General features: G+C 72.8%; 22 protein-coding genes. 14 read left to right on the top strand and 8 right to left on the bottom strand.

What is annotated here, in order from left to right:
- Window positions 1–6 precede the first annotated feature (6 nt).
- The gene (locus ACFV6X_RS16355) at window positions 7–1,437 is read right to left on the bottom strand and encodes a PepSY-associated TM helix domain-containing protein (protein WP_385383493.1); all 1,431 of its coding nucleotides are present in this window, start codon (window positions 1,435–1,437) and stop codon (window positions 7–9) included.
- A gap of 127 nt (window positions 1,438–1,564) precedes the next feature.
- Here ACFV6X_RS16355 and ACFV6X_RS16350 point away from each other — a divergent pair, with 127 nt between their 5' ends.
- Window positions 1,565–2,212: a peptide deformylase gene (locus ACFV6X_RS16350; protein WP_385383490.1), complete on the top strand. Its 648-nt coding sequence runs from the start codon at window positions 1,565–1,567 to the stop codon at window positions 2,210–2,212.
- Window positions 2,213–2,222: 10 nt separating this feature from the next.
- Here ACFV6X_RS16350 and ACFV6X_RS16345 read toward each other — a convergent pair whose 3' ends face one another.
- A complete protein-coding gene (locus tag ACFV6X_RS16345; RefSeq protein WP_385383487.1) occupies window positions 2,223–3,656 on the bottom strand; it encodes a dihydrolipoyl dehydrogenase family protein in 1,434 nt (477 codons plus the stop codon).
- A gap of 146 nt (window positions 3,657–3,802) precedes the next feature.
- On the opposite strand from ACFV6X_RS16345, the gene trxA reads away from it, so the two are divergent.
- Complete coding sequence (gene trxA / locus ACFV6X_RS16340) at window positions 3,803–4,186, top strand: thioredoxin (protein WP_365448609.1); 384 nt, start codon at window positions 3,803–3,805, stop codon at window positions 4,184–4,186.
- Window positions 4,187–4,337: 151 nt separating this feature from the next.
- On the opposite strand, the gene ACFV6X_RS16335 is transcribed toward trxA, so the two are convergent.
- Window positions 4,338–5,372, bottom strand: coding sequence for a LacI family DNA-binding transcriptional regulator (locus ACFV6X_RS16335; RefSeq protein WP_385383484.1), 1,035 nt, complete (start codon window positions 5,370–5,372; stop codon window positions 4,338–4,340).
- A gap of 101 nt (window positions 5,373–5,473) precedes the next feature.
- Window positions 5,474–6,196, bottom strand: a complete 723-nt coding sequence (locus ACFV6X_RS16330) for a TetR/AcrR family transcriptional regulator (protein ID WP_385383481.1) — start codon at window positions 6,194–6,196, stop codon at window positions 5,474–5,476.
- A 112-nt stretch (window positions 6,197–6,308) separates the two neighbouring features.
- On the opposite strand from ACFV6X_RS16330, the gene ACFV6X_RS16325 reads away from it, so the two are divergent.
- From ACFV6X_RS16325 to ACFV6X_RS16305, 5 genes are all read left to right on the top strand, one after another.
- Window positions 6,309–6,869 (top strand): NAD(P)H-dependent oxidoreductase, encoded by a 561-nt coding sequence (locus ACFV6X_RS16325; protein ID WP_385383478.1) that lies wholly within the window; start codon window positions 6,309–6,311, stop codon window positions 6,867–6,869.
- A 289-nt stretch (window positions 6,870–7,158) separates the two neighbouring features.
- Complete coding sequence (locus tag ACFV6X_RS16320; RefSeq protein WP_385383475.1) at window positions 7,159–8,301, top strand: glycoside hydrolase family 19 protein; 1,143 nt, start codon at window positions 7,159–7,161, stop codon at window positions 8,299–8,301.
- Window positions 8,302–8,326: 25 nt separating this feature from the next.
- Window positions 8,327–9,094 (top strand): NPP1 family protein, encoded by a 768-nt coding sequence (locus tag ACFV6X_RS16315; RefSeq protein ID WP_385383472.1) that lies wholly within the window; start codon window positions 8,327–8,329, stop codon window positions 9,092–9,094.
- Between the two features lie 138 nt (window positions 9,095–9,232).
- Window positions 9,233–10,657 carry an amidase gene (locus ACFV6X_RS16310; protein WP_385383469.1) on the top strand — a complete coding sequence of 475 codons (1,425 nt, stop codon included), beginning with the start codon at window positions 9,233–9,235 and terminating at the stop codon, window positions 10,655–10,657.
- A gap of 55 nt (window positions 10,658–10,712) precedes the next feature.
- Window positions 10,713–11,201, top strand: a complete 489-nt coding sequence (locus ACFV6X_RS16305; protein ID WP_385383467.1) for a type II toxin-antitoxin system PemK/MazF family toxin — start codon at window positions 10,713–10,715, stop codon at window positions 11,199–11,201.
- On the opposite strand, the gene ACFV6X_RS16300 is transcribed toward ACFV6X_RS16305, so the two are convergent.
- The gene (locus ACFV6X_RS16300; RefSeq protein WP_385383464.1) at window positions 11,186–12,007 is read right to left on the bottom strand and encodes a TIGR02452 family protein; all 822 of its coding nucleotides are present in this window, start codon (window positions 12,005–12,007) and stop codon (window positions 11,186–11,188) included. The genes ACFV6X_RS16305 and ACFV6X_RS16300 overlap by 16 nt on opposite strands.
- Window positions 12,008–12,263: 256 nt before the next feature.
- Between ACFV6X_RS16300 and egtA the strand changes: the two genes are divergently transcribed.
- Genes egtA through egtD form a run of 4 tightly spaced genes read left to right on the top strand, consistent with a single transcriptional unit; the run spans window position 12,264 to window position 16,652 of the window.
- Window positions 12,264–13,565: an ergothioneine biosynthesis glutamate--cysteine ligase EgtA gene (gene egtA, locus ACFV6X_RS16295; protein WP_385383461.1), complete on the top strand. Its 1,302-nt coding sequence runs from the start codon at window positions 12,264–12,266 to the stop codon at window positions 13,563–13,565.
- Window positions 13,562–14,902 (top strand): ergothioneine biosynthesis protein EgtB, encoded by a 1,341-nt coding sequence (gene egtB, locus ACFV6X_RS16290; RefSeq protein ID WP_385383458.1) that lies wholly within the window; start codon window positions 13,562–13,564, stop codon window positions 14,900–14,902. Before egtA ends, egtB begins: the two co-directional genes overlap by 4 nt.
- Window positions 14,902–15,693 carry an ergothioneine biosynthesis protein EgtC gene (gene egtC, locus ACFV6X_RS16285; RefSeq protein ID WP_385383456.1) on the top strand — a complete coding sequence of 264 codons (792 nt, stop codon included), beginning with the start codon at window positions 14,902–14,904 and terminating at the stop codon, window positions 15,691–15,693. The genes egtB and egtC overlap by 1 nt, the downstream gene beginning before the upstream one ends.
- Window positions 15,690–16,652, top strand: a complete 963-nt coding sequence (egtD, locus tag ACFV6X_RS16280) for an L-histidine N(alpha)-methyltransferase (protein WP_385383453.1) — start codon at window positions 15,690–15,692, stop codon at window positions 16,650–16,652. Before egtC ends, egtD begins: the two co-directional genes overlap by 4 nt.
- Here the strand turns inward: egtD and ACFV6X_RS16275 are convergent, their stop codons facing one another.
- Window positions 16,653–17,912: an extracellular solute-binding protein gene (locus ACFV6X_RS16275; RefSeq protein WP_385383450.1), complete on the bottom strand. Its 1,260-nt coding sequence runs from the start codon at window positions 17,910–17,912 to the stop codon at window positions 16,653–16,655.
- 222 nt (window positions 17,913–18,134) lie between these two features.
- Between ACFV6X_RS16275 and ACFV6X_RS16270 the strand changes: the two genes are divergently transcribed.
- Window positions 18,135–18,350 (top strand): dodecin, encoded by a 216-nt coding sequence (locus ACFV6X_RS16270; protein WP_365448582.1) that lies wholly within the window; start codon window positions 18,135–18,137, stop codon window positions 18,348–18,350.
- A gap of 11 nt (window positions 18,351–18,361) precedes the next feature.
- On the opposite strand, the gene ACFV6X_RS16265 is transcribed toward ACFV6X_RS16270, so the two are convergent.
- Window positions 18,362–18,853, bottom strand: coding sequence for a hypothetical protein (locus ACFV6X_RS16265; RefSeq protein WP_385383447.1), 492 nt, complete (start codon window positions 18,851–18,853; stop codon window positions 18,362–18,364).
- A 358-nt stretch (window positions 18,854–19,211) separates the two neighbouring features.
- Between ACFV6X_RS16265 and ACFV6X_RS16260 the strand changes: the two genes are divergently transcribed.
- Window positions 19,212–20,210, top strand: coding sequence for an LLM class flavin-dependent oxidoreductase (locus ACFV6X_RS16260; protein ID WP_385383444.1), 999 nt, complete (start codon window positions 19,212–19,214; stop codon window positions 20,208–20,210).
- Here the strand turns inward: ACFV6X_RS16260 and ACFV6X_RS16255 are convergent.
- On the bottom strand, window positions 20,205–22,676 hold the full coding sequence (locus tag ACFV6X_RS16255; RefSeq protein ID WP_385383441.1) for an ATP-dependent Clp protease ATP-binding subunit: 2,472 nt from the start codon (window positions 22,674–22,676) through the stop codon (window positions 20,205–20,207). The genes ACFV6X_RS16260 and ACFV6X_RS16255 overlap by 6 nt on opposite strands.
- 163 nt (window positions 22,677–22,839) lie before the next feature.
- Between ACFV6X_RS16255 and ACFV6X_RS16250 the strand changes: the two genes are divergently transcribed.
- Window positions 22,840–25,179, top strand: coding sequence for an ATP-binding cassette domain-containing protein (locus ACFV6X_RS16250; RefSeq protein ID WP_385383438.1), 2,340 nt, complete (start codon window positions 22,840–22,842; stop codon window positions 25,177–25,179).
- Window positions 25,180–25,334 lie beyond the last annotated feature (155 nt).

Genomic DNA, 25,334 nt, shown 5'->3' with positions numbered 1-25,334 from the left:
CGGCGCTCATCCGGCGGCCGCTTCCCCGCCCGCCCCTCCCCCGGTGCCGTACGTCCGCCGCCCCCGCCGGTGCGCGATCTCGCCCAGGATCACGTCCACCACGAGGAAGGCGGCCAGCGGTATGCCGAGCAGCGGCACGAAGTAGCCCACGACGGCGACCACGGCCAGCAACGGGACCAGGATCTGCGGCGGCACCTGCGCCCAGGCGCCCCGCGGGATCGGCCGGCCGAAGGCGGATCCGCGGCCCCGCTGCCACCACATGCGGTAGCCGAGCACGATCAGCACGACCAGGGACAGCGCGAGCAGCATGAGGGCCAGCTGGTTCACCACCCCGAACAGCACGCCGGTGTGCAGGTCGATGCCCCACCGGGTCAGCTTCGCCAGCAGCGGATAGTCGGCGAACCGCAGCACGTCGGTGACCTCGCCGGTGGCCGGGTCGACGGCGACCGAGTCCTGCTTCCCGGGCCAGCCACGCTCCACCTGCTTCACGACGTATGCCGAGCCCGCGTCGGCCGGCGGCACGATCTCGACGGGGTCGCCCAGCCCCTGCGCCCGGGCGGAGGTCAGCACCTTGTCGAGCCCGACACCGTGCTCGCCGGAACCTCCGGTCCCCGCGGCGGCGCCGTGGCCCCCGTGGTCGCCGCCCGCCGAGGCCGACACGGACGGCGTGGAGTGGCCTAGGGAGGTGCGCAGCTCGTCGATGTTCGCGCCCGCGTACGTCGACCAGGTCAGGCCGGTCGCGGACAGGAAGAAGAAGCCGATCCCGGCCCAGACACCGATCGTGCCGTGCAGGCCGAGGGTGCGGCGCCGACCGGTGGTGCCGCGCACCTTGCGCCGGGCGCGGCGGCGGGAGAACCACAGCACCAGGCCGCCGCCCGCGATCACCCACAGCCAGCTCGCGGCGAGTTCGCTGTAGAGGCGTCCGCTGTCGCCGAGGTGGAGGTCACGGTGGAACTCGTCGATCCAGGTGCGCAGCGGGAGCGCCCCGGTGGAGCCGTACTGCTCCAGGGCCCCCCGCACCTTCCCCGTGTACGGGTCGACGAACACGGCGAGCGTGTGGTCCTCGTCGACGCCGGGCACCCCGGAGAGCATGACGCGGGTGGTGGCGTCGTCCTCCGGCGCGGGCCGCACGGCCGAAACCGTTCCCTCGGGGTGCGCCTCGCGGGCGGCGGCCACCTGCGCGGATATGGGCAGTTCGGTGCCGCCGGCCTCGGGGACGGTCATCTCGTCGGCGTACACGATCTTCTCGGCCTGGAACGAACCGGCGTACAGGAAACCGGTGGTGGCCGCGACGAGCAGGAACGGGGCGACGAGGAGCCCGGCGTAGAAGTGCAGGCGCAGCACGAGCGGGCGCAAAGGCGCCCACGGGCTCGGTCTCGGCGGTGGCGCGGCGGGTTGCGGGGGCGCGTCCGTGCTGGTCGGGGGAGCTGTGGTCATGGGGTCTCCGGGGAGCGGGGGACGATTTTCGGCCGTAGTGGTGCAGTAGTCGGGGCGGGGGCGCAGGGAGTTCCCGGAGATTTCAGTGGCCTGCGTCACACGACAGGAGTCATGGCATCCTGGCCCGATGTCTGCACCCCGTGACCGTATGCCGCTCGCCGAGCATGTCGAGCAACTCCTCGCCACAGGCAGCCCGTTGCCGATCGTGGCGGCCGGCGATCCCGTGCTGCGGCAGCCCGCCGAGCCGTTCGGGGGCCAGCTGGAGCCCGCGACGCTGGCCCGGTTCGTCGAGGCCCTGCGCGTCACCATGCACGCGGCCCCGGGCGTCGGTCTGGCGGCACCGCAGGTCGGCGTACCGCTGCGGATCGCGGTGATCGAGGACCCGGCTCCGGTGCCGGAGGAGGTGCGGCTGGCGCGGGGGCGGGTGCCGCTGCCGTTCCGGGTACTGGTGAATCCGTCGTACGAGTCGGCCGGCGCGGCGCGTGCCGGGTTCTTCGAGGGCTGTCTGAGCCTGCCCGGCTGGCAGGCGGTGGTGGCCCGGCCCACCCGGGTACGGCTGACCTGCTCGGACGAGCACGGCAGTGCCGTGGACGAGGTGTTCACCGGGTGGCCCGCCCGGATCGTGCAGCACGAGACGGACCACCTGGACGGCGTGCTGTACGTCGACCGCGCCGAGCTGCGCTCCCTGTCCGCGAACGGGACGGTGGCTCAGCGCTGGGCGCAGCCGACGCCTGAGGAGGCGGCGCGGGAGCTGGGCTTCGCTCTGCCGGAATGAGGGGTCCCGCTCAGTTGTCCCGGTAGCTCTCCAGCAGCCGCAGCCACACTTCGCTGATCGTCGGGTAGGACGGCACCGCGTGCCAGAGCCTGCTCAGCGGCACCTCACCGGCGATGGCGATGGCGGCCGAGTGGATCAGCTCCGCCACGGCCGGGCCCACGAAGGTCACCCCGCGCAGGATCTCGCGCTCCACGTCGACGACCATCCGGGCGCGCCCGCGGTAACCGTCGGCGTACAGGCCCGCTCCGGCGACCGAGGAGAGCTCCACGTCGACGGCGCGGACCCGGTGGCCCGCCCGCTCGGCCTCCGCGAGGGTGAGCCCGGCGGACGCCGCCTCCGGGTCGGCGAAGACGACCTGCGGTACGGCCACGTGGTCGGCGGTGGCGGCGTGCGCGCCCCAAGGGCCGCAATCCAGGGTCCGTTCGCCGGAGGCCCGGGCGGCGATGGCGGCGCCCGCGATCCTGGCCTGGTACTTGCCCTGGTGGGTCAGCAGCGCACGGTGGTTGACGTCGCCGACGCCGTACAGCCAGTCGGTGCCGGGCACCTGGAGGCTGTCGTCGACCGGCAGCCAGGAGCCCGGCTCCAGGCCCACGGTGTCGAGGCCGATGTCGTCGGTGCGCGGGGCGCGCCCGGTGGCGAAGAGGATCTCGTCGGCCTCGATGCGGTCACCGCGGTCGGTGACGGCCACGACCGTGCCGTTCTCCCGGGTCACCGACTCGACCGAGGTGCCGGTACGGATGTCCGCGCCGGCCTCGGTGAGCGCCTCGGCGACCATTTCGCCGGCGAAGGGCTCCATCCGGTTCAGCAGCCCCTTGCCCCGCACCAGGACGGTCACGCGGGAGCCGAGGGCCTGCCAGACGGTGGCCATCTCGGTGGCGACCACGCCACCGCCCACGACGATGAGCCGCCCGGGCACCTCCGGGGAGCTGGTCGCCTCCCGGCTGGTCCAGGGCCTGACGTCGGCGAGTCCGGGCAGCTCGGGCAGCTGGGCGCGGCTGCCGGTGCAGACGGCGACGGCGTGGCGTGCCGTGAGGGTGCTCTCCTCGCCGTCGGGGCCGGTGACGACGACCGTGCGCGGTCCGGCGAGGCGGCCGTGGCCCCGGTACAGGTCGGCCCCGATGCCGTCGAGCCACGCGACCTGGCCGTCGTCCTTCCAGTGGGAGGTGTAGTAGTCGCGGTGGGCGAGCACCGCGGTCACGTCGAGGTCCCCCTGCACCAGCTGGCTCAGCCCCGGCACCCGGCGGGCGTCCGCGCGTGCGGTGACCGGGCGCAGCAGGGCCTTGCTGGGCATGCAGGCCCAGTAGGAGCACTCGCCGCCGACCAGCTCGCTCTCCACGACCGCGGTGGTCAGACCGGCCGCGCGGGTGCGGTCGGCGACGTTCTCCCCCACCGGTCCGGCACCGAGCACAACGACGTCGTAGGCGATGGATTGCTTTTCCGTCATGGTGGTCAGTCTGATGGGTGGTGTGACGCGTCGGCCACATGGGTACGCGCGCCGTTACATGATCGATCGGACGCCCGGAATACCCGGCGGTCCGGCCGTGTTCTGCCGACGGCTTCGCCCCCACACCAGGAAGTAGGGATCACGCCATGAGCCAGACAGTTGAGCTCACCAAGGACAACTTCGACCAGACGGTCACGGACAACGAGTTCGTCCTGATCGACTTCTGGGCGTCCTGGTGCGGGCCGTGCCGGCAGTTCGCCCCCGTGTACGAGAAGGCCGCGGAGGAGAATCCGGACCTGGTGTTCGGCAAGGTGGACACCGAGGCGCAGCCGGAGCTGGCCGCCGCCTTCGGCATCCAGTCGATTCCGACGCTGATGATCGTGCGCGACCGGGTCGCCGTGTTCGCCCAGCCCGGCGCCCTGCCGGAGGCCGCCCTCACCGACGTGATCGGCCAGGCCCGCAAGCTGGACATGGACGAGGTCCGCAAGGCGGTCGCCGAGCAGCAGGCGCAGGAGGGCGAGGCCCAGTAAGCGGGTCGGCACAGTCGGTCCGGCACCTGGCAGGGGTAACGCGCCGCATCCGCGCCTGCCGGCGCCCGGTGCACGCCGGTGAAGGCCCGCCGATCGGCCTCGCCGCCGCGGCGGGCGACGGCGAGCGACGCGGCGGCCCCGCCGCCCGGTGTCAGCTGGAGTCGCGGTGCACCACCGCGGCGCCCAGCACCTCGTGCCTCTCGGGCGCGGCGCCCGGGTCGCGTACCGCGCGGTCGACCAGTTCCGCGAGTTCCCGGCCGGACGGCAGCTCGATGTGGACGGTGCTCAGGCGCGGCCTCAGCAGCCGGCCCAGCATCAGGTCGTCCGCGCCGATCACCGCCGCGTCCTCGGGGATCCGTACGCCCTCGTCCTGCAGGGCGCGCATCAGCAGCATCGCGTACTCGTCGTTGTACGTGAACACCCCGTCGAGACCGAGCTCGCGCCAGCGCGTGGCGAGGTGTGCGGCGGCCTGCTCGTCGTAGGCGAGGGGCAGCTCGGTGACGACGGCGTCCGTGCCGTGCAGTGCCTGCCGTACGCCGTCCAGACGCGGCCGGGAGTAGGCCTCCAGGCCGGGTTCCGCGGGCGCCACGACGCCGACGTGACGGCTTCCGCGTTCGTAGAGATGGCGCCCTGCCACCTGGCCGACGGCCGTCTGGTCCATGAGCAGGGCGTGCGCGCCCTCGACGCTCGCCGGGCCGAGGGTGACCACCGCCCGGGCGCCGGAGCGCTTGAGCACCGCCACGCCCTGCGGGCCGAGGCCCTGGCCGGGCACGAGCACGGCGACCGGCCGCAACTCGGCCCAGGCGCGGGCGGCTTCGTCACCGTGCGGGCCGAGCGTGCCGTACTGGACGACCGTGTAGTCGAGGCGGCTCAGGGCCCACTGGAGTTCGTTGATGAACCGCGCGTACAGCGGCCCGGCGGGGATGGCCGGGGAGGGCATCAGGACCATCCGGCTGTGCCCGGCGCGCAGGCTGCGGGCGGCCGCGTGCGGGACGTATCCGAGTTCCTTCGCGGCCTCGTGGACCCGGCGGCGCGTGGGCTCGCTGATCCGTACGGCGCTGGTGTTGTTGAGGACGTACGAGACGGTCGCACGCGAGACGCCGGCCAGGCGGGCCACATCGGCGCTCGTGGGCACGGAGCGCCGAGCGGGCGGCGCGGACGCGGGCGTGTTCGGTATCTGCACCATGACCTACCGCATCTTGGCAGAGGCGGCGGCACGGGAGGCGGGCGGGGGAACGTGCTCCCGCCTTCAACGAACGAAGGCGTGCCGAACAGGCCGCCGGGGACTCAGCAGGGCGGTTCGGTACAGGACCGCTCGGCGGCGTGGGGCTGCTCGGTCAGGGCTCCGGCGGGCGGGCACTCGGTCCGCGTGATGCGCGCCACCAGGTCGACCCACCCGGCCTCCAGCCGCTCCAGCGGCATGCCGCAGCGCTTGGTCAGGTGGTGGACCACGGCCGGGTCGAGGTAGCTCATCAGCGTCTGGGCGAGCAGGGCGCAGTCCGCGTCGGGCACCACCTGCCGCACCAGCATGACCAGGTGCTGGTGGAGCAGCTGCCGGGGCGCCGCGCTGTGCCGGCGGTCGGGGGTCCCCTCGGCGGCGAGCTGGAGGTCCAGCTCCTCCACCGACCTGCGCAGCGAGGCACAGCCGAACGCGCGCATCCGCTCCACGGGCGGCGCGCCGGGCCCCAGCGGTGGCGGTCCGCCGAGGAACGCGGCCTGGAACTTCTTCTCGGAGTGGTCGAGGAGCGCCGTCAGCAGGCCGACCCGGTCCCCGAAGCGGCGGAAGACCGTCCCTTTGCCCACCGACGCGGCCGTGGCCACCGCCTCCATGGTCAGCGCCGCCGCGCCGTGCTCCGCCACCAGCCGGCCCGCGGCCTCCAGCAGCCGGGCGCGGTTGCGCGCGGCGTCCGCGCGCAGGCACTGCTCCTCGACGGAGGGGCCGAGTTCCAGCAACTCGGATGCACCCAGCGGCTCACGAGACTCCGGGAGGGGCGGCAGGGAGGCGGACATGAAGACAGCGTAAAGCACGAGGAAGAAACTGGACCGCGGTCCGGTTAGGGTGATAGAAATTTAAACGGACCTCGGTCCGGATACCCCACGTTGCATCCCCCATGGAGTTCCCATGTCTGTACGCATCCTCGCCCTCGTCGGCAGCCTCCGCGCCGGCTCGCACAACCGCCAGCTCGCCGAGGCCGCCGTCAAGCTCGCTCCCGAGGGTGTCGACGTCCAGCTGTACGAGGGCCTGGCCGAGATCCCCTTCTACAACGAGGACATCGACGTCGAGGGCACGGTCCCGGCCGCCGCCGCACGTCTTCGCGAGGCCGCCGGCTCGGCCGACGCCCTGCTGCTGTTCACCCCCGAGTACAACGGCACCATCCCGGCCGTGCTGAAGAACGCCATCGACTGGCTGTCCCGCCCGTACGGCGCCGGCGCGCTGGGCGGCAAGCCCGTCGCCGTGGTCGGCACCGCCTTCGGCCAGTACGGCGGCGTCTGGGCACAGGACGAGGCCCGCAAGGCGCTGGGCATCGCCGGCGCCACGGTGCTGGAGGACATCAAGCTCTCCATCCCCGGCTCCGTGACCCGTTTCGCCGAGACCCACCCGGCCGACGACGCCGAGGTCGCCGCGCAGCTCACGGAGGTCGTGGCGCGCGTGCACGGGCAGGCGGTGCCGCAGGCCGCCTGATCACCGGCCCCGAACCCGGCCGGCTCCGACCCGCATGAGCGGGGGTCGGAGCCGGCCGTTCGCGTTTCCGAGGGCCTGTACCCAGCTCAACTCCCTTACCTCAGCTCTTACTTCACGCCTTGACTAAAATGGTCCATACCTTTAGTTTCACCGGACGATACCTCCCCCGTCCGCGCACTCGGCCGTCCCCAGGATGAACGTGGCCCCGAACGTTGCCACCTGACGAACCTTCCGCAGGGCGTCCGAGCGCGTGATGACGCGAACCCCCACCCAAGGAGCGTCGTCCAGCATGCGCATCTCCCACCTCAGACGTCCCGGTACCCGACGGAGCCTGATCGGCCGGTTCACGGCCTTCGCCGCCCTCTCCGCCGTCGTCACCGCCCTGTTCACCGCGACCCCCGCCCAGGCCGCCGACGGCACGATCACCGGGCTCGCCGGAAAGTGCGTCGACGTGGCGGGCGCCGGCAGCGCCAACGGCACCGCCGTACAGCTCTACGACTGCAACGGGACCGGCGCCCAGGTCTGGTCCAACCCGGGTGACGGAACCCTCCGCGCGCTCGGCAAGTGTCTGGACGTCGTCGAACGCAGCACCGCCGACGGTGCGGCGGTACAGCTGTGGGACTGCTCCGGCGGGGCCAACCAGCAGTGGGTCGTCACCGGAGCGCGGGACATCGTCAACCCGGCCGCGAACAAGTGCCTCGACGTCCGGGACAACAGCAGCGCCAACGGCACCCGGCTGCAGATCTGGAGCTGCACCGGCGCCGCGAACCAGAAGTGGAACGCGCCCGGCAGCGGTGGCGGCGGCAACCCGTCCGGATTCGTCGTCTCCGAAGCCCAGTTCAACCAGATGTTCCCGGGCCGGAACTCGTTCTACACCTACAGCGGACTGACCGCCGCCCTGAGCGCCTACCCCGGTTTCGCCAAGACCGGCAGCGACACCGTGCGCAAGCAGGAGGCCGCCGCCTTCCTCGCCAACGTCAACCACGAGACCGGCGGCCTCGTCCACATCGTCGAGCAGAACCAGGCCAACTACCCGCACTACTGCGACTGGGGCCAGTGGTACGGCTGCCCGGCCGGCCAGGCGGCCTACTACGGGCGCGGTCCCATCCAGCTCAGCTGGAACTTCAACTACAAGGCCGCGGGCGACGCGCTCGGCATCGATCTGCTCAACAACCCCTGGCTGGTGCAGAACGACCCGGCCGTGGCCTGGAAGACCGGCCTGTGGTACTGGAACACCCAGTCCGGCCCCGGCACCATGACCCCGCACAACGCCATGGTCAACGGCGCCGGTTTCGGCCAGACGATCCGCAGCATCAACGGCTCCCTGGAGTGCGACGGCAGGAACCCGGCCCAGGTGCAGAGCCGCGTGGACGCCTACCACCGGTTCACCTCCATCCTCGGGGTCTCGCCGGGCGGCAACCTCTATTGCTGACGGCAGCGCCGACCAAGGAGGTGTGATGCGCAACGCGAGACCCCTCGCCAGAGCCGTCCTCGGCGCGCTCGGCGCGATGGCGCTGCTCGTGGCCGTCCCGGCGAGTGCCCACGCGAACGTTCTGCAACTGCTGCCCCAGAACGCCGACGGGCTCGAACAGACCTTCTCCCCCGCCTACGACTACGACGGCGACGGCTGCTACGCCACCGCTGCCATCGGCGCCGACGGCACCCTCAATCCCGGTCTTGAGCTCGGCGGTGACGTCAACGGCCGCTGCCACGACCACGCCCAGCTGGCCAACGCCAACACGTACTCGCGCGCCAAGTGCAACAACGGCTGGTGCGCGGTGATGTACGCCAGCTACTTCGAAAAAGACCAGGTGACCCTCGGTCCTGCGGCCATCGGGCACATCCACGACTGGGAGCACGTGGTGGTGTGGGTCAACGACAACGAGGCCCGGTACGTGTCGGTGTCCCGGCACAACACCTACGAGGTGGCCGCCCGTTCGTCGATCCGCTTCGACGGCACCCATCCGAAGATCGTGTACCACAAGGACGGCGCCGGCAGCCATTGCTTCCGGTTCGCGGGCGGCAACGACGAACCGCCGGAGAACGCCACCGGCGGCTGGTTCTTCCCGCGACTCGTCGGCTGGAACGGTTACCCGGCCGGATACCGCGACAAGCTGCTGAGCGCGGACTTCGGCTCGGCCACCATCAAGATCGACGACGGCGACTTCCAGTACGCCCTCGCCCACTCGATGCCCGCCGGAATCCCCTTCGACCCGAACGCCTGACACCCACCACGGCCGGTGCCCCCGCAGGACCGCGAGGGCACCGGCCGTCCATGCCCCCACCCCTTTGCCCCAACCCCGTTCCCCCGCGGGCCTCCTGACGTTACCGTTCGGTAGACCACACGCTCCGGAGGTGTCCGCATGACGCTCGACCCTTTTGCCGGTCTGGCGGAGACCGCCCGCGCGCTCGCCGCCGGCGAGATGACCTCGCGCGCGCTCGTCGCGGCGGTCCTGGCCCGGATCGAGGCGACGCAGGGGACACTCAACGCCTTCCGGATCGTGCGGGCCGAGGCGGCGCTCGCCGAGGCCGAGGCCGCCGACCGCGAACTGGCCGCCGGGGCGCGACGGCCGCTCCTCGGGGTGCCCGTCGCCGTCAAGGACGACATGGACGTGGCCGGCGAGCCCACCGCGTTCGGCTGCCCGGGCACGTTCGCCCCGGCCGCCGAGGACTGCGAGGCGGTACGGCGGCTGCGCGCGGCCGGTGCGGTGATCGTCGGCAAGACCAACACCTGCGAACTCGGGCAGTGGCCGTTCACCGAGGGACCCGCGTTCGGCGCGACCCGCAATCCGTGGAACACCGAGCACACGCCGGGCGGTTCCTCGGGTGGCTCGGCGGCGGCGGTCGCGGCGGGGCTGGTGCCGGCGGCGCTCGGCTCGGACGGCGCCGGTTCGGTGCGCATCCCGGCGTCCTGGACGCACCTGATCGGCATCAAGCCGCAGCGCGGGCGCATCTCGACCTGGCCGCGGGGCGAATCGTTCCACGGCATCACGGTCAACGGCACCCTGGCCCGTACCGTCGCGGACGCGGCCCTGCTGCTGGACTCCGCCTGCGGCAACCACGACCAGGATCCGCACCGCCCGCCCACGGTCGACGTGTCCGGGGCGGTGGGCCGTGACCCCGGGCGGCTGCGCATCGCCCTCGCGCTGAAGCCGCCGTTCACCGCGGTGCCCGCCCGGCTGCACCCCGAGATCCGCGCCCGGGTCGTCGAACTCGCCGGGAAACTGGCCGCGTCGGGCCACACGGTCGAGGAGGCCGACCCGCCCTACGGGCAGATCGGGCTGACCTTCGTGCCCCGCGCCACGGCCGGTGTCGCGGACTGGGTCCGTGAGGCCCCCGACGCCGCCCTGCTCGACCCGCGCACCCGGGACGCCGCGCGGCTGGGCCGGCTGCTCGGCGGGGCGCCGCTGCGGGCCGCCCGGCGCGCGGAGGCGGCGCTGCACCGCCGGATCGGCGCGTTCTTCTCGTCGTACGACGTGATCCTGGCGCCGACCACGGCCGCTCCCCCGCTCCGGATCGGTGCCATGCTGCGGCTCGGCGGGCTGGCCACCGACCGCGCGATGATCGCCGCCTGCCCCTATGCCTGGCCGTGGAACGTGCTGGGCTGGCCCGGCGTGAACATCCCGGCGGGCTTCGTCACCGGCGGTCTGCCGGTCGGTGCCCAGTTGCTGGGTCCCGCGCACAGCGAACCGCTGCTCGTCTCGCTCGCCGCGCAGCTGGAGGCGGAGCTGCGCTGGCACGAGCTGCGCCCGCCGGAGCCCCTGGCCTCGGAGTCCCCGGCGGCATAGGGGTGTTCGCCCGCCCGTCGGCCGGGGTGTCACGGCCGCCGGTTACCGTGACCCCGTGACTGCCTTCACGGACGAGAACGTCCCCGGCCGCTTCGGCCCCACCGCCACCACCCAGGCCGACCCGCGCGAGGTGGGCCGGGTGCGCACCGAGTACTCGCCCGCGCACGACGGCGACCCCGACCCGGGGGAGATCGTGTGGACCTGGGTGCCCTACGAGGAGAACGACGGGCGGGGCAAGGACCGGCCGGTGCTGGTGGTGGCCCGGGAAGCCGCCGGCACGTTCCTTGCCGTGCAGTTGTCCAGCAGGCGGCACGACGGTGTAGCAGGGGGCGCGGCGAAGCCGCTCCAGGGGAGCCGGGGCTTGCCCCGGTGGGTGCCGATAGGGCACGGGCCGTGGGACCGGTCGGGGCGGGACTCCTGGGTGGATGTGGACCGGGTGCTGCGGCTGCACGAGAAGGGCATGCGCCGGGAGGCGTGTGCCCTGGACCGGATGCGCTTCAACTCGGTCCGGCACCGGCTGCGCGAGCGCTACGGCTGGAGCTGACGCTCCGGGAACGTGCGTTCGAAGGCGCGGCGGGTGACCGCCCCCGGTGTGCGGTCCAGCACGCCGAAGACCACGTGCGCGAACCTCCCCGAGAATCGCCCGTCCGGCCCCAGCAGGTCCCGGAAGACGCCCGCGACCTGCGCCGGATCGTTCTGGAAGACCCCGCAGCCCCAGGCGCCCAGGACCAGCCGCCGGTAGCCGTGGCGGGCCGCGACCTCCAGGACGCGTTCGGCGCGCGCGGCGACGGCGCGCGGCAGGTCGGCCGCCCGCTCCGGTGCCGTACGGCGCACGACCCCGGCGTTGGGGGCGGCCGCCGTCAGGAAACCGGCCGTGCTCGGCTCCTCCAGCAGGCGGCCGCGGTCGTCGCGGAAGACCGGGACGGCCGGTGAGTGGATCACACGGTCGGTGTAGAACGGGTCGCGGTGGGTGCGGTGGTGGTCGTAGAACTCCGGGACCCGCCGCAGGCACGCGTACAGCGCGGAGGCGCGGCACAGGGCCTCCTCCTGCGCCTGGGCGCCGTTCAGGAAGCCGCCGCCGGGGTTGCGGGCCGAGGCGAAGTTCAGCACCGCCGCGTCGCCGATCCGGCGGGCCGCCTCCAGGCTGCTCTCGCCGGTGACCTCGACGATCGTGTCGACCGCGGGCGCGGCCGCGACCGGCACCGGCTCCGGGCCGTGCATCCGGGTCCCGTCGCGCGCGGCCGCCACCGCCGCCGCGATCGAAACCGTACGCCCGTTCGACACCTGATAGGCGCCCGCGACCACGATTCCCTCGGTCTCCCGCGCGATGCCGCGCAGCCGCGCGCTCATGGCGCCACCCCCGTGGGCGCCACGACCGCGCGCCCCGCGATCTCCCCCGTCGTGCTCATGAACGCATCGTGAGCGATGCTGGTCCTGCGGTGCAACAGAGTTTCCCCCGGCCCCGAGGCGCGGGCATCCGGTCCAGGAAGTCCGGATGTGCACCCTTGTGCGAAGCGACACGAGGGGCTTGGGTGGGACGAGTGTGCCGGTCCGACTTGCCGTTTGGCGGTCCGGCGGCATGGTGGAATCTCAGGAGGATCCCGACATGTCCGACTCAATAAGCGACTGTACGGAGCCACGTACAGCCGTCACCGAACCCGAGGTGGAGGCCCTGGTCCGGGGCATCTGCTTCAAGACCGGACCGCCGCGCACCGTCGGCGTAGAAGTGGAATGGCTCGTCCACGAGCTGCGCGGTCCGCAGCTTCCCGTGACACCCGAACGACTCGAAGCGGCCTACGCCGCACTGCGCACGGTCCCTCTGAGGTCGGCGCTGACCGTCGAACCCGGCGGCCAGCTGGAGCTGAGTTCTCCGCCCGCCGCCTCCCTGATGGAGTGCGTGGACACCGTCTCCGCCGATCTGGACGCCGTTCGCGCGGCACTGCGCGAGCACGATCTCGGCCTCCTCGGCATCGGCCACGACCCGTGGCACTCCCCCCGCAGATTCCTGCGGGAGCCGCGCTACGAGGCGATGGAGACCTTCCTCGACCGCACCGGCCCGGCCGGTCGCGCCATGATGTGCACCTCGGCGTCGGTCCAGGTGTGCCTGGACGCCGGGTACGAGGAGCCCGGCCCGCTCGGCCATGTCCGGCGCTGGTGGCTGGCGCACCAATTGGGCGCCGTACTGCTGGCGGCGTTCGCCAACTCCCCGCTGGCAGGCCGCGAACCCACCGGCTGGCTCTCCACCCGACAGCTGCGCTGGGTCCAGATCGGCGCGGGCCGGGCGGGCGCGCCCGCCCTGGACGCCGAGCCGCGCGGCACCTGGGCCCGGCACGTCCTGGATTCCCAGGTGATGTGCGTACGGCAGGACGACGGCCCGTGGCACGTGCCGGACGGACTGACCTTCCGGGAATGGACCAGATCGGGGGTGCCCAGGCCGCCGACCTGGGACGACCTCGGCTATCACCTCACCACGCTGTTCCCGCCGGTCCGGCCGCGCGGCCATCTCGAACTGCGCATGATGGACGCGCAGCCCGGTGAGGACGGGTGGATCGTGCCGCTCGCGGTGACGACGGCGCTGTTCGACGACCCGGAGGCCGCGGAGACCGCGTACCGCACGGTCAAACCGCTGACCGAACGCACCGGGGCCCTGCCGGCGCCGCACAACCCGCTGTGGCTCGACGCGGCCCGGTACGGGCTCGCCGACCCGGAGTTGCACGAGGTGGCCGTCGCGTGCTTCGCGGCGGCGCTGCGGGCACTGCCGCGGCTCGGCGCGTCCACCGCGGTGACGGACGCCGTCGCCGCCTACCGGGACCGCTATGTCCTCCGGGGCCGCTGCCCCGCCGACGATCTGCTCGACAGGCAGCGCGGCAACGGCCGCCGCCCGCAAGGGAAGGACCCGCGCACATGACCGACCCCGTCATCGGCACCGAGACGGACAGCGAGATCGACAGCGAGGCCTTCCGGGACCGCGCCCTGGCGTCGCTCGTCGCCGCGCGGGACCGCACCACGCTGCTCACCAGCTGTGTCGAGGAACCCGACCTGACCGCACAGCACTCGCCGCTGATGTCCCCGCTGGTGTGGGACCTCGCGCACATCGGCAACCAGGAAGAGCTCTGGCTGCTGCGCGCGGTCGCCGGCCAGGATGCGATACGGCCCGAGATAGACAGCCTGTACGACGCCTTCGAGCACCCGCGCGCGGAACGGCCCACGCTGCCGCTGCTGGCACCTGGCGAGGCCCGCCGGTACGCGGCCGAGGTGCGCGGCCGGGCCCTGGACGTGCTGGCCGGCACCGCGTTCCACGGCACCCGGCTCACGGAGGCGGGCTTCGCCTTCGGCATGATCGCGCAGCACGAACAGCAGCACGACGAGACCATGCTGATCACCCACCAGCTCCGCAAGGGCCCCCAGGCCCTGCACGCCCCCGACCCCGAGCCCGTGCCGCTGTTCACCGGGCCGGCCGAAGTCCTGATGCCCGACGGCCCGTTCACCATGGGCACCTCCACGGAGCCCTGGGCGCTGGACAACGAACGGCCGGCGCACCGGCGCGAGGTGGCGTCGTTCTGGATCGACACCACGCCGGTGACGAACGGCGCCTACCAGGCGTTCATCGAGGACGGCGGCTACGACGGCGACCGCTGGTGGACGGCGGACGGCTGGGCGCACATCCGCCGCACCGCCATCAAGGCGCCGCTGTTCTGGCACCGGGACGGCGGGCAGTGGCTGCGGCGCCGCTTCGGCGTCACCGAGGTGGTCCCGCCCGACGAGCCGGTGGTGCACGTGTGCTGGTACGAGGCGGACGCGTACGCCCGCTGGGCCGGGCGCCGGCTGCCCACCGAGACCGAGTGGGAGAAGGCCGCCCGGTTCGACCCGGCGACCGGCCGCTCGACGCGCTACCCGTGGGGTGACGCCGACCCGACGCCCGAGCACGCCAACCTCGGCCAGCGCCATCTGCGCCCGGCACCGGCCGGAAGCTACCCCGAGGGCGAGTCGCCGCTGGGCGTACGGCAGTTGATCGGTGACGTGTGGGAGTGGACGGCCAGCGACTTCCAGCCGTACCCGGGCTTCCGGCCGTTCCCGTACAAGGAGTACTCGGAAGTCTTCTTCGGCCCGGAGCACAAGGTGCTGCGCGGAGGTTCCTTCGCCGTGGACCAGGTGGCCTGCCGGGGCACCTTCCGCAACTGGGACCTTCCGATCCGGCGGCAGATCTTCTCCGGCTTCCGCACGGCTCGCACGGGGGACGTCTGATGTGCCGTCACCTCGCGTACACCGGACCCGAGGAGTCCCTCGCCAGGCTGCTGGTGGAGCCCCCGTTCGGCCTGTACCGGCAGTCCTGGGCGCCCCGGCGGCAGCGGTACGGAACCGTCAACGCCGACGGTTTCGGGGTGGGCTGGTACGCGCAGGGCGATCCGCTGCCGGCCCGCTACCGGCGGGCCGGGCCCATCTGGGCGGATCTGTCCTTCGCCGATCTGGCCCGGGTCGTCCGCACCCGGACGCTGCTCGCCGCCGTGCGGGACGCGACGCTTGCGGGTGCCGACGCGGAGGCCGCGGCGGCGCCGTTCGCCGCCGGATCCTGGCTGTTCAGCCATAACGGCGCGGTCGTGGGCTGGCCCCACTCACTCGCCGAAGTGGCCCGGAGTCTGCCCCCCGTGGACCTGCTGTCCCTGGAGGCACGCAACGACTCCGCGCTCGTGTGGGCGCTCGTCCTCGCCCGGCTGCGTGCCGGCGACGACCCGGGCCGGGCGCTGGCCGACACGGTCCCCGAGGTCGCGGCGGCGGCTCCGGGCTCCCGGCTGAACCTGTTGCTGACCGACGGCGAGTCCATCGCCGCGACCGCCTGGGGCGACACCCTCTGGTACCTCCGCCCGCCGGGCGGCGGCACGGTCGTGGCCTCGGAGCCGTACGACGACGATCCCCGCTGGCACGAGGTGCCCGACCACGCCCTGCTGGTGGCGAGCGGCACCGATGTGCAGCTCACCCCGCTCAAGGAGCCGAGCGACGCCTCGGCGGCCCCACCCTCGAAGGAGCCCCGCACGTGAGTCCGTTCCTTCTCACCCGCACCCTGCCCGAGGACGCCACGGAGGCCGCACTGCGCGCCGACGTCCTGAAGGGCCTGACGAGTTCGCCCAAGACACTGCCGCCGAAGTGGTTCTACGACGCCCGGGGCAGCGAGCTCTTCGAGCAGATCACGGAACTGCCCGAGTACTACCCGACCCGGGCCGAGCGGGAGATCCTCATCGACCGCGCCCCCGAGATCGCCGCGGCGAGCGGCGCCCGCACCCTGGTCGAGCTGGGATCCGGCTCCTCCGACAAGACCCGGCACCTGCTCGACGCGCTGACCGGGCTGCACACGTACGTCCCGGTCGACGTCAGCGACAGCGCCCTCACCCAGGCCGGTGAGGCGCTCGTCGCGGAACGGCCCGGCCTGGACGTGCACGCGCTGATCGCCGACTTCACGGTGGCGCTCGAGTTGCCGGACACACCGGGTCCGCGGCTGGTGGCGTTCCTCGGCGGCACGATCGGCAACCTGCTGCCGCAGGAGCGCGCGGCGTTCCTCGCCTCGATCCGTTCCCTGCTCTCCCCCGGCGACGCGCTGCTGCTCGGCACCGACCTGGTCAAGGACGAGCAGGTGCTGGTCAGGGCGTACGACGACGGGGCCGGCGTGACAGCCGCGTTCAACAAGAACGTCCTGTCGGTCGTCAACCGCGAGCTGGGCGCCGACTTCGACCCCGGCGCCTTCGCCCACGTGGCCCTGTGGGACGCGGGGAACGAGTGGATCGAGATGCGGCTGCGCTCCCTGACCTCGCAGACCGTGAAGATCCCCTCCCTCGACCTCGCCGTCGACTTCGCGGCGGGCGAGGAACTGCGCACCGAGGTGTCGGCGAAGTTCCGCAAGGAGCGGGTGCGCACCGAACTGGCTGCCGCCGGACTGGAGTTGTCCCACTGGTGGACGGACGGTGAGGGACGTTTCGCGCTGTCGCTGAGCACCGCCGGCTGATCAGCCGAGGGGGACCGCCAGCGCCTCGGTGATCCGCCGGGAGGCGCGGCGGGCCTCCGTCGCCGGGTCGGCGCCGGTGAGCACCCTGGTCATGTACTGCTTGATCGGGTTGTCCGCCTCGACGGCGGCCCACTCGGGCGTACTGGGGGTCGCCCGCCCCTGCGCGGCACCCGCCGCCATGGCGGCGACCCCCTCCTCACCGGCGACGGCCGCGGCGAGGGTCGTCTTGTTGGGAACGTAGTTCATGGCCCGGGCCAGTTCGGTGTTCCACTTGGCGCCGGTGAGTTCCTCGACGACGGTGACGGCGCCGTCGCGCTGGTCGGTGCGCTTCGGTACGACGAGGTCGGAGCCGCCGGTGAAGACCGCGCCGGGCTTGCCGGCGGACGTGCCGGGGACGGGGAAGAAGCCCAGCTCGCCAGCCAGTTCGGGGTTCTGCTGGACGATGGCGCGGGCCTGGCCCGGTACGGCCACGATCTGGGCGATCCTGCCCTTGGCGAACTCCTCGGCCTGCGGCGGGTGTTCCTCGTCGGCGTCGACCGGTCCGCCGCCGAGCGCCTGGAGCCGGCGGTAGAAGTCCATCCCGCGCAGGGCGGCGGGGGTGTCCAGGGTGCCGGTCCAGACGCCGCCGCTCTCATTCGCGAGGTCGCCGCCCTCGTCCCAGATGAATCCGGAGAGTGTGTACCAGTCCTCTCCGGCCAGATAGATCCCCTGGTTCCCGCCGGAGTTGAGCTTCTCGGTGGCGGCGAGCCAGTCCTCACGCGTCTTCGGTGGGCCGGCGATCCCGGCCTGCTCGAACAGGTCCTTGCGGTAGATGACGACACGGTTGGCCGCGTACCAGGGGATGCCGTACTGCGTCGAGCGCTGCCGGCCCGGTTCGGCGAGGCCTGGCAGCCAGTCGCGCATGCCCCAGTCCCGCAGCGACTCCAGCGTCAGGTCGAGCAGGCCGCCGCCGTCGACGTACTGCGGCACCTGGGTGTTGCCGACCTCGATGACATCGGGTCCGTCCGGGGTCTCGGCCTCCAGCGCCGCCTGCACCTTCTCGCCGATGCCGGTCCACTCCTGGATACGGATGTCGAGGTCGAGGTCCTCGTGCGTGCGCTCGAACTCCTCGGTGAACCGTTCCAGGAACTGCGCCGAGGCGCTGCCCTTCATCAGCCAGACGGTCACCGTGCGCCGTTCGGCCCCGCTCGACGGCACGAGCGCGCACCCGCCGAGGAGGGACGCGGAGACGCAGGCGAGGGCGAGGAGACGAAGCTTCACGGCGGTCCTGTTCTGACTGGAGGACAGGGGAAAGGGGGGCCCGACGTGGGGGGAACGAGCAGGGACTCGTACGGGTGTCTGAATTTTGGTATGGACCAATACGGAGGTCAAGCGATTCCGGAAAGGTGGCCGACGCCTCGCGCTCCGCAGCCACTTCGGGCACGGTGGAGTGACGCGGGAGGCATCTGACGCCTTCGTCACCGCGCGGAGAGGAGTAACCGCATGTCGAATCACACCTACCGGGTCACGGACCTCGTCGGCACCTCACCCGAGGGCATGGAACAGGCCGTCCGCAACGGCATCGAGCGTGCCTCGCAGACCCTGCGCAACCTCGACTGGTTCGAGGTGACGGAAGTGCGGGGCCAGCTGGAGAACGGGGAGATCGCGCACTGGCAGGTGAGCATGAAGGTCGGCTTCCGGCTGGAGGAGACCGGCTGAGTCCGGACCTGTCAGGTCCGCCCCTCGCGCTCCTGCGCCACCTTGAGCTCCGCGGACGGGGTCGCCCAGCGCGCCCGTACGACGGTGAACCCGGCCCGCTCCGCGTCCTCGCACACCAGTTCGTCGTCATCCACGAGCATCCGGATCTCCCGGGTCCGGGCGAGCCTGCGCAGCGTCTCCAGCTTGGTGTGCCGGGCGGGCCTGCGGTCGGCGTCGCGCCGCATGTGGACCCGCCCCTCGGGCAGTCCCTGGGCGGCGAGCCAGTCGAGCGTGTCCTGCCGGCACCGCTCGGGCCGCCCGGTGAGATACACGACCTCGCACTCCCCGGCGCTCGCCCGCACCATCGCGACACCCTCGGCGAGCGGCGGATCCGCGGGCGCGGCGGCGAAGAAGCCGTCCCAGTCCCGCGGCCTTCCCTCCAGGAAGCGCTGCCGGTGGGCCGTGTCGGCGAGGGTGTTGTCGAGGTCGAACACGGCGATCGGGCGTTGGTCGCGAGCTGTCACACGCCCACCCTAGACAGACTGCGGCCCCGTCCTCCCACGACCACCCCGCGTCGCGCCCCGCGACAGCAGGGCGACAGCCGCGCTGAGGCGGACCTGCGACGGGCACGCGACCGTCACGATCCGCGCCCGTCGCTCGTAGCCGTGCCCGCCCTCGCCGATCCACCGGCGGAAAGTCCTCCGTCTGCCGGAAGGAGGCCGGGGTGACCGAGATCCACGAGGCGACGCGCTGCCCCGAAGGGTGACAGGCCCTCGGCATGGTGCACGCGTACCGACGAATCGAGCGCAAGCCCATACACCTGCCGGCTGCTCGCGGCCGCCGGGGCGGGAATGCCGGGCCCCGTCAGGCGTTGAACGGTGGGTGACCTCCTTGATCGCCTCGACCCGTTTCTCCGTGCTGGACCGCTCGCGTACCCGCGAGGGGCACACGGCGCCGGAGGCGCTGCGTGACACCGTCCGGCTGGCGCGGGAGCTCGAGGAACTCGGTTACCACCGCTTCTGGGTGTCGGAGCACCACGGCGTGCCCGGCGTCGCCGGATCCGCGCCGACGGTGCTGGCGGCCGCCGTGGCCGGCGCGACCCGGACGATCCGGGTGGGCACCGGCGGAGTCATGCTGCCCAACCACCAGCCCCTGGTCGTCGCCGAGCAGTTCGGCGTGCTGGAGTCCCTGTTCCCGGGCCGGATCGACATGGGGCTCGGACGCTCGGTGGGATTCACCGACGGTGTGCGCAGGGCGCTCGGCCGGGACAAGGACCACGCCGAGGACTTCGCGGCCCAGTTGCAGGAACTGCTCGGCTGGTTCCGCGGCACCTCCCCGACGCGGGTCCACGCCCGTCCCGCGGAGGGCCTGAGCGTGCCGCCCTTCGTGCTCGCGATGGGCGAGGGCGCCGCGATCGCGGCCCGCGCGGGCCTGCCGATGGTCATCGGCGACCTCCGCGACCGGGAGAGGATGCGACGCGGCATCGACCACTACCGCACCCACTTCCGCCCGTCGCAGTGGGCGCGACAGCCGTACGTCGTCGTCTCCGGCACCGTCGCCGTGGCGGCGACCCCCGAGGACGCCCGGCGGCTGCTGATTCCCGAGGCCTGGTCGATGGCGTACTCCCGCACGCACGGCACCTTCCCGCCACTGCCGCCCGCCGAGCGCGTCGAAGGGCTGCCCATGACGGACAAGGAGCGCGGCTTCTACGACTCCGGCCTCACCGGCCACCTCGCGGGCACCGAGGAACAGGTCGCCCACGAGCTGGAGACGGTGTTGAAGGAGACGGGCGCCGACGAGGTGCTCGTCACCACCAGCACGTACGACCGCGAGGCGCTGCTGGACTCCTACCGGCGGCTGGCCGCGGTCGTCCGCTCATAGTTCGGCCGGCTGCTCGGCCCGCACCTCCACCACCCCGTCGACGGCGTCCACCCGGGCCCGGTCGCCCGGCTTCAGGTCGCCGGACAGCAGCAGGTCGGCGAGGCGGTCGTCGACCTCGCGCTGGATGGTGCGGCGCAGCGGGCGGGCGCCGAATTCGGGCTGGTGACCGATGTCGGCCAGCAGGTCCTCGGCGGCTTCGGTGACCTCCAGGGTGACGTCCTGGGCGCGCAGGCGGCGCCGGGTGTGCTCCAGCAGCAGCTCCACGATCTCGCGCAGCTGGGCGCGGTCCAGGCCGCGGAAGACGATGATCTCGTCGATGCGGTTGAGGAACTCGGGCCGGAAGTGCTGGTTGAGCACGTCCGTCACCGACTCGCGCACCGTGGCGTAGTCCTCGACACCGGCGGCGAGGATCCGGTCGGCGCCGATGTTCGACGTCATGATCACGACCGTGTTCTTGAAGTCGACCGTGCGGCCCTGGGCGTCGGTCAGCCGGCCGTCGTCCAGCAGCTGCAACAGCGTGTTGAACACGTCCGGGTGCGCCTTCTCCACCTCGTCCAGCAGCAGCACGGCGTACGGCTGCCTGCGCACCGCCTCGGTGAGCTGGCCCGCCTCCTCGTGGCCGACGTATCCGGGCGGGGCACCGACCAGCCGGGAGACGGTGTGCCGCTCCTGGAACTCGCTCATGTCGAGGCGGATCATCCGGTGCTCGTCGCCGAACAGCGCGGCGGCGAGGGCCCGGGCCAGTTCGGTCTTGCCGACGCCGGTCGGGCCGAGGAAGAGGAAGCTGCCGACGGGGCGGTTCGGGTCGCTCATGCCGGCCCGGGCCCGGCGTACGGCGCGCGCCACCGCGGTGATCGCCTCCTCCTGGCCGACGACCCGCTCGTGGAGGTGCTCCTCCAGCTTCATCAGCCGTTCCCGCTCCTCCTCGGTGAGTTCGGCGACGGGGATGCCGGTGGTGCGGGAGACGACCTCGGCGATGTCGTCGGCGGTGGCCCTGGGGGTCTGCGCCTCGGCCTTGCCGGCCTCGGCGAGCCGCTCCTCGGCCTCCTTGACCCGGTCGCGCAGCTCCTTGGCCCGCTCGTACTCCTCGTCGGCGACGGCCTGGTCCTTCTCCCGGTTCAGGGCGGCGATCCGGTCCTCGATCTCGCGGGTGTCCGCGAGCGGCGTCCGGGCGCGCAGCCGGACCCGGGCGGCGGCCTGGTCCATCAGGTCGATCGCCTTGTCGGGCAGGAAGCGGGAGGTGATGTACCGGTCGGACAGCTCAGCGGCCGCGACGAGCGCCTCGTCGGTGATCCGGACCTGGTGGTGGGCCTCGTAGCGGTCGCGCAGGCCGCGCAGGATCTCCACGGTGTCGTCGACCGACGGCTCGCCGACCAGGATCGGGGCGAAGCGGCGCTCCAGGGCGGCGTCCTTCTCGATGTGCTTGCGGTACTCGTCGACCGTGGTGGCGCCGATGAGGTGCAGTTCGCCGCGGGCCAGGGCGGGCTTGAGCATGTTGCCCGCGTCCAGCGCGCCCTCGCCGCCGCCACCGGCGCCGACGACGGTGTGCATCTCGTCGAGGAAGAGCACCAGTTCGTCGGCGTGCTCGCCGACCTCTTCGAGCAGCTTCTTGAGCCGCTCCTCGAACTCGCCGCGGTACTTGGTCCCGGCCACCATCCCGGCCAGGTCGAGCGAGACCAGCCGCTTGCCGGCCAGCGTCTTCGGCACGTCGTCGGCGGCGATGCGCTGGGCGATGCCCTCGACGACGGCGGTCTTGCCGACGCCGGGGTCGCCGATGAGGACGGGGTTGTTCTTGCTGCGCCGGGACAGCACCTCGATCGTCTGCTCGACCTCCTCGTCCCGGCCGATCACGGGGTCGAGCCGGCCCGCCCGGGCGTCCTCGGTGAGGTCACGGCCGTACTCGTCGACGGTCGGCGTGTTGCTGGGTCCCTTGCGCTCGCCCGGGCCCTCGCTGGGCAGCCTGGCGCCCTCCCAGCCGCCGGCGGCGAGCGCCTCGCCGGCCGTCGACTCCGGGTTGGCGGCGAGGGCGCGCAGCAGGTGCTCGGGGCCGATGTACGAGGAGCCCTCGGCGCGGGATATCCGGTAGGCGTCGAGCAGCGCCCGCTTGGCGGCCGGGGTGAGCGTGCCGGGCTCGGTCTTCTCGGCCCCCTCGGTGGCGCCGCGGAGCCGCTCGCGCAGCCGGTCGGGGTCGGCGCCCGCCTCGGTGAGCAGCCGCCGGGTGGAGTCGTGCTCGGTGGCCGCGGCGAGCAGGTGCCGGGCGTCGAGTTCCTCGCTGCCCTCCACGGCGGCGATGTTCCTGGCCTGGGCGACAAGTTCACGGGCCCGTTCCGACAGCAGGCTGCCGATGTCGACGCGCTGCATCCGCCGGGCGGACGAGGCCGGTGCCGCGTCGCCGAAGAACCGGGACATCAGCTCGTCGAACTCCTCGAAGGGGCTGCGTCCGAAACCGAAACCGGGACTAGTCATGGTCACGGACCTTCCATGCGTGTGTCGACGGGCATCGTGCTTTCCAAACTCGCACAGAGCCGTAGGCGCCGCACCCGCGCCGGTCACTGGGTGTCACCGGGCCGCGTCGCATAGAATCGCGGGGTTTGTCCCCTGCCGGAGCCGAAGGCCGGAGTGCGTTCCCATGTCCGACCCCCACGATCCCTACGTCCGGGTGCGCGGCGCCCGAGAGCACAACCTCAAGGGCGTCGACGTCGACGTCCCGCGCGACGTGGTGACCGTGTTCACCGGCGTGTCCGGCTCCGGGAAGTCGTCACTGGCGTTCGGCACGATCTACGCGGAGGCCCAGCGGCGCTACTTCGAGTCGGTCGCGCCGTACGCCCGCCGGCTGATCCACCAGGTCGGCGCGCCGAAGGTCGGTGAGATCACCGGCCTGCCTCCGGCGGTCTCCCTGGAGCAGCGCCGCTCGGCACCGACGTCCCGCTCGTCGGTCGGCACGGTCACGAACCTCTCCAACTCGCTGCGGATGCTCTTCTCCCGGGCCGGCGACCACCCGCCGGGCGCCGAGCGGCTCGACTCGGACGCCTTCTCGCCCAACACGGCGGCCGGGGCGTGCCCGCGGTGCCAGGGGCTCGGCCAAGTGCACCGCACGACTGAGGAGTTGCTGGTCCCCGACCCGTCGCTGTCGATCCGCGAGGGCGCGATCGCCGCGTGGCCGGGCGCCTGGCAGGGCAAGAACCTGCGCGACGTCCTCGACGCCCTCGGGTACGACGTGGACCGGCCGTGGCGGGAACTGCCCGCCGAGCAGCGGGAGTGGGTCCTGTTCACGGACGAGCAGCCCGTGGTCACCGTCCACCCGGTGCGCGACGCGCACCGCATCCAGCGCCCGTACCAGGGCACCTACATGAGCGCCCGGCGCTACGTCATGAAGACCTTCTCCGACTCCAGGAGCCCGGCGCTGCGGGCAAGGGCGGAGCGGTTCCTGACCGGCGCGCCGTGCCCCGCCTGCGGCGGCAGCCGGCTGCGGCCCGAGGCGCTGGCGGTGACGTTCGGGGGCCGTACGATCGCGGAGCTGGCCGCGCTGCCGCTGTCCCGTCTGGCCGACGCCCTCGTCGCCACCGGCGAGACGGCCCGGTTCCTCACCGCCGACCTCAAGGCCCGGATCGCCCCGGTCGCCGAACTCGGCCTCGGTTACCTCAGCCTCGACCGCGCCACCCCCACCCTCTCGGCGGGCGAACTGCAACGACTGCGCCTCGCGACCCAGCTGCGCTCGGGGCTGTTCGGCGTGGTGTACGTCCTGGACGAGCCGTCGGCGGGGCTGCACCCGGCGGACACGGAGGCCCTCCTCACGGTGCTGGGCCGGCTGAAGTCGGCCGGGAACTCGGTGTTCGTGGTGGAGCACCACCTCGACGTGGTGCGGGACGCCGACTGGATCGTGGACGTCGGCCCGCTCGCCGGGGAGCACGGCGGCGAGGTGCTGTACAGCGGTCCGGTCGCCGGTCTCGCGGAGGTGGCGGACTCGGCGACGGCCCGTTTCCTCTTCGACGACTCCCCCGCGCCGGTGCGTGAAGTGCGGACGCCCCGGGGGTGGTTGAAGGTCGGGCCGGTCACGCGGCACAACCTGCACGGGGTGACGGCGGAGTTCCCGCTGGGGGTGTTCACGGCGGTGACAGGGGTGTCGGGGTCGGGGAAGTCCACGCTCATCGGCGAGATCACGCGGGAGCCGGCGGGCGTGGGGCGCCTCGTCTCGGTCGACCAGCGGCCGATCGGCCGCACCCCGCGCTCCAACCTGGCGACGTACACGGGCCTGTTCGACGTCGTCCGCAAGGTCTTCGCCGCGACGGATGCGGCACGCGAACGGGGGTACGGCGTCGGGCGGTTCTCCTTCAACGTCGCGGGCGGACGCTGCGAGACCTGCCAGGGAGAGGGGTTCGTCAGCGTCGAGCTGCTGTTCCTGCCCAGCACGTACACGCCGTGCCCGGACTGCGGCGGGGCCCGGTACAACCCCGAGACCCTCCAGGTGACGTACCGGGGACGGAACATCGCACAGGTGCTGGACCTGACCGTCGAGGCCGCCGCGGAGTTCTTCGCGGACAACCCCGCGGTGTCGCGCAGTCTCGGCACGCTGCTCGACGTGGGCCTCGGCTATCTGCGGCTCGGACAGCCCGCGACGGAGCTGTCCGGCGGGGAGGCCCAGCGCATCAAGCTGGCGGGCGAGTTGCAGCGTGGCCGCCGTGGCCACACCCTCTACCTCCTCGACGAGCCCACGACCGGGCTGCACCCCGCCGACGTCGAGGTCCTGATGCGCCAGCTGCACGGTCTCGTGGACGCCGGCCACACCGTGGTCGTCGTCGAGCACGACATGTCCGTGGCCGCCGGCGCGGACTGGGTCGTCGACCTCGGGCCCGGCGGCGGCGAGGCGGGCGGCCGCGTCGTGGCGGCCGGACCGCCCAGGGAGGTGGCGACGGCGCGCCGAAGCCGGACCGCACCCTATCTGGCGCGCGTGCTGGCGCGGGGACGGTAGTGCCCCTCCGGCCGCCGGTGGACGCCCCACGGCGACCGGAAGACCCTCGGCCGGCCAGGTCCTAGGTGTATTGACCCGCAGGGTTGTTGACTCGGCTGATCGGGGGTTGGCCTCCGAGTGCGGTGTGGCACCGATGGTAGTTGTAGGCGTGAAGG

The organism is Streptomyces sp. NPDC059861, from assembly GCF_042731435.1.
Taxonomy (GTDB): Bacteria; Actinomycetota; Actinomycetes; order Streptomycetales; family Streptomycetaceae; genus Streptomyces.
This window is presented reverse-complemented; position numbering and strand designations above follow the sequence as displayed.

Excerpts from the sequence above, each read along its gene's own strand:
- ACFV6X_RS16355 (WP_385383493.1), bottom strand. The coding sequence starts at position 1,437 with ATGACCACAGCTCCCCCGACCAGCACGGACGCGCCCCCGCAACCCGCC.
- ACFV6X_RS16350 (WP_385383490.1), top strand. The coding sequence starts at position 1,565 with ATGTCTGCACCCCGTGACCGTATGCCGCTCGCCGAGCATGTCGAGCAA.
- ACFV6X_RS16345 (WP_385383487.1), bottom strand. The coding sequence starts at position 3,656 with ATGACGGAAAAGCAATCCATCGCCTACGACGTCGTTGTGCTCGGTGCC.
- trxA (WP_365448609.1), top strand. The coding sequence starts at position 3,803 with ATGAGCCAGACAGTTGAGCTCACCAAGGACAACTTCGACCAGACGGTC.
- ACFV6X_RS16335 (WP_385383484.1), bottom strand. The coding sequence starts at position 5,372 with ATGGTGCAGATACCGAACACGCCCGCGTCCGCGCCGCCCGCTCGGCGC.
- ACFV6X_RS16330 (WP_385383481.1), bottom strand. The coding sequence starts at position 6,196 with ATGTCCGCCTCCCTGCCGCCCCTCCCGGAGTCTCGTGAGCCGCTGGGT.
- ACFV6X_RS16325 (WP_385383478.1), top strand. The coding sequence starts at position 6,309 with ATGTCTGTACGCATCCTCGCCCTCGTCGGCAGCCTCCGCGCCGGCTCG.
- ACFV6X_RS16320 (WP_385383475.1), top strand. The coding sequence starts at position 7,159 with ATGCGCATCTCCCACCTCAGACGTCCCGGTACCCGACGGAGCCTGATC.
- ACFV6X_RS16315 (WP_385383472.1), top strand. The coding sequence starts at position 8,327 with ATGCGCAACGCGAGACCCCTCGCCAGAGCCGTCCTCGGCGCGCTCGGC.
- ACFV6X_RS16310 (WP_385383469.1), top strand. The coding sequence starts at position 9,233 with ATGACGCTCGACCCTTTTGCCGGTCTGGCGGAGACCGCCCGCGCGCTC.
- ACFV6X_RS16300 (WP_385383464.1), bottom strand. The coding sequence starts at position 12,007 with ATGAGCGCGCGGCTGCGCGGCATCGCGCGGGAGACCGAGGGAATCGTG.
- egtA (WP_385383461.1), top strand. The coding sequence starts at position 12,264 with ATGTCCGACTCAATAAGCGACTGTACGGAGCCACGTACAGCCGTCACC.
- egtB (WP_385383458.1), top strand. The coding sequence starts at position 13,562 with ATGACCGACCCCGTCATCGGCACCGAGACGGACAGCGAGATCGACAGC.
- egtC (WP_385383456.1), top strand. The coding sequence starts at position 14,902 with ATGTGCCGTCACCTCGCGTACACCGGACCCGAGGAGTCCCTCGCCAGG.
- ACFV6X_RS16270 (WP_365448582.1), top strand. The coding sequence starts at position 18,135 with ATGTCGAATCACACCTACCGGGTCACGGACCTCGTCGGCACCTCACCC.
- ACFV6X_RS16255 (WP_385383441.1), bottom strand. The coding sequence starts at position 22,676 with ATGACTAGTCCCGGTTTCGGTTTCGGACGCAGCCCCTTCGAGGAGTTC.
- ACFV6X_RS16250 (WP_385383438.1), top strand. The coding sequence starts at position 22,840 with ATGTCCGACCCCCACGATCCCTACGTCCGGGTGCGCGGCGCCCGAGAG.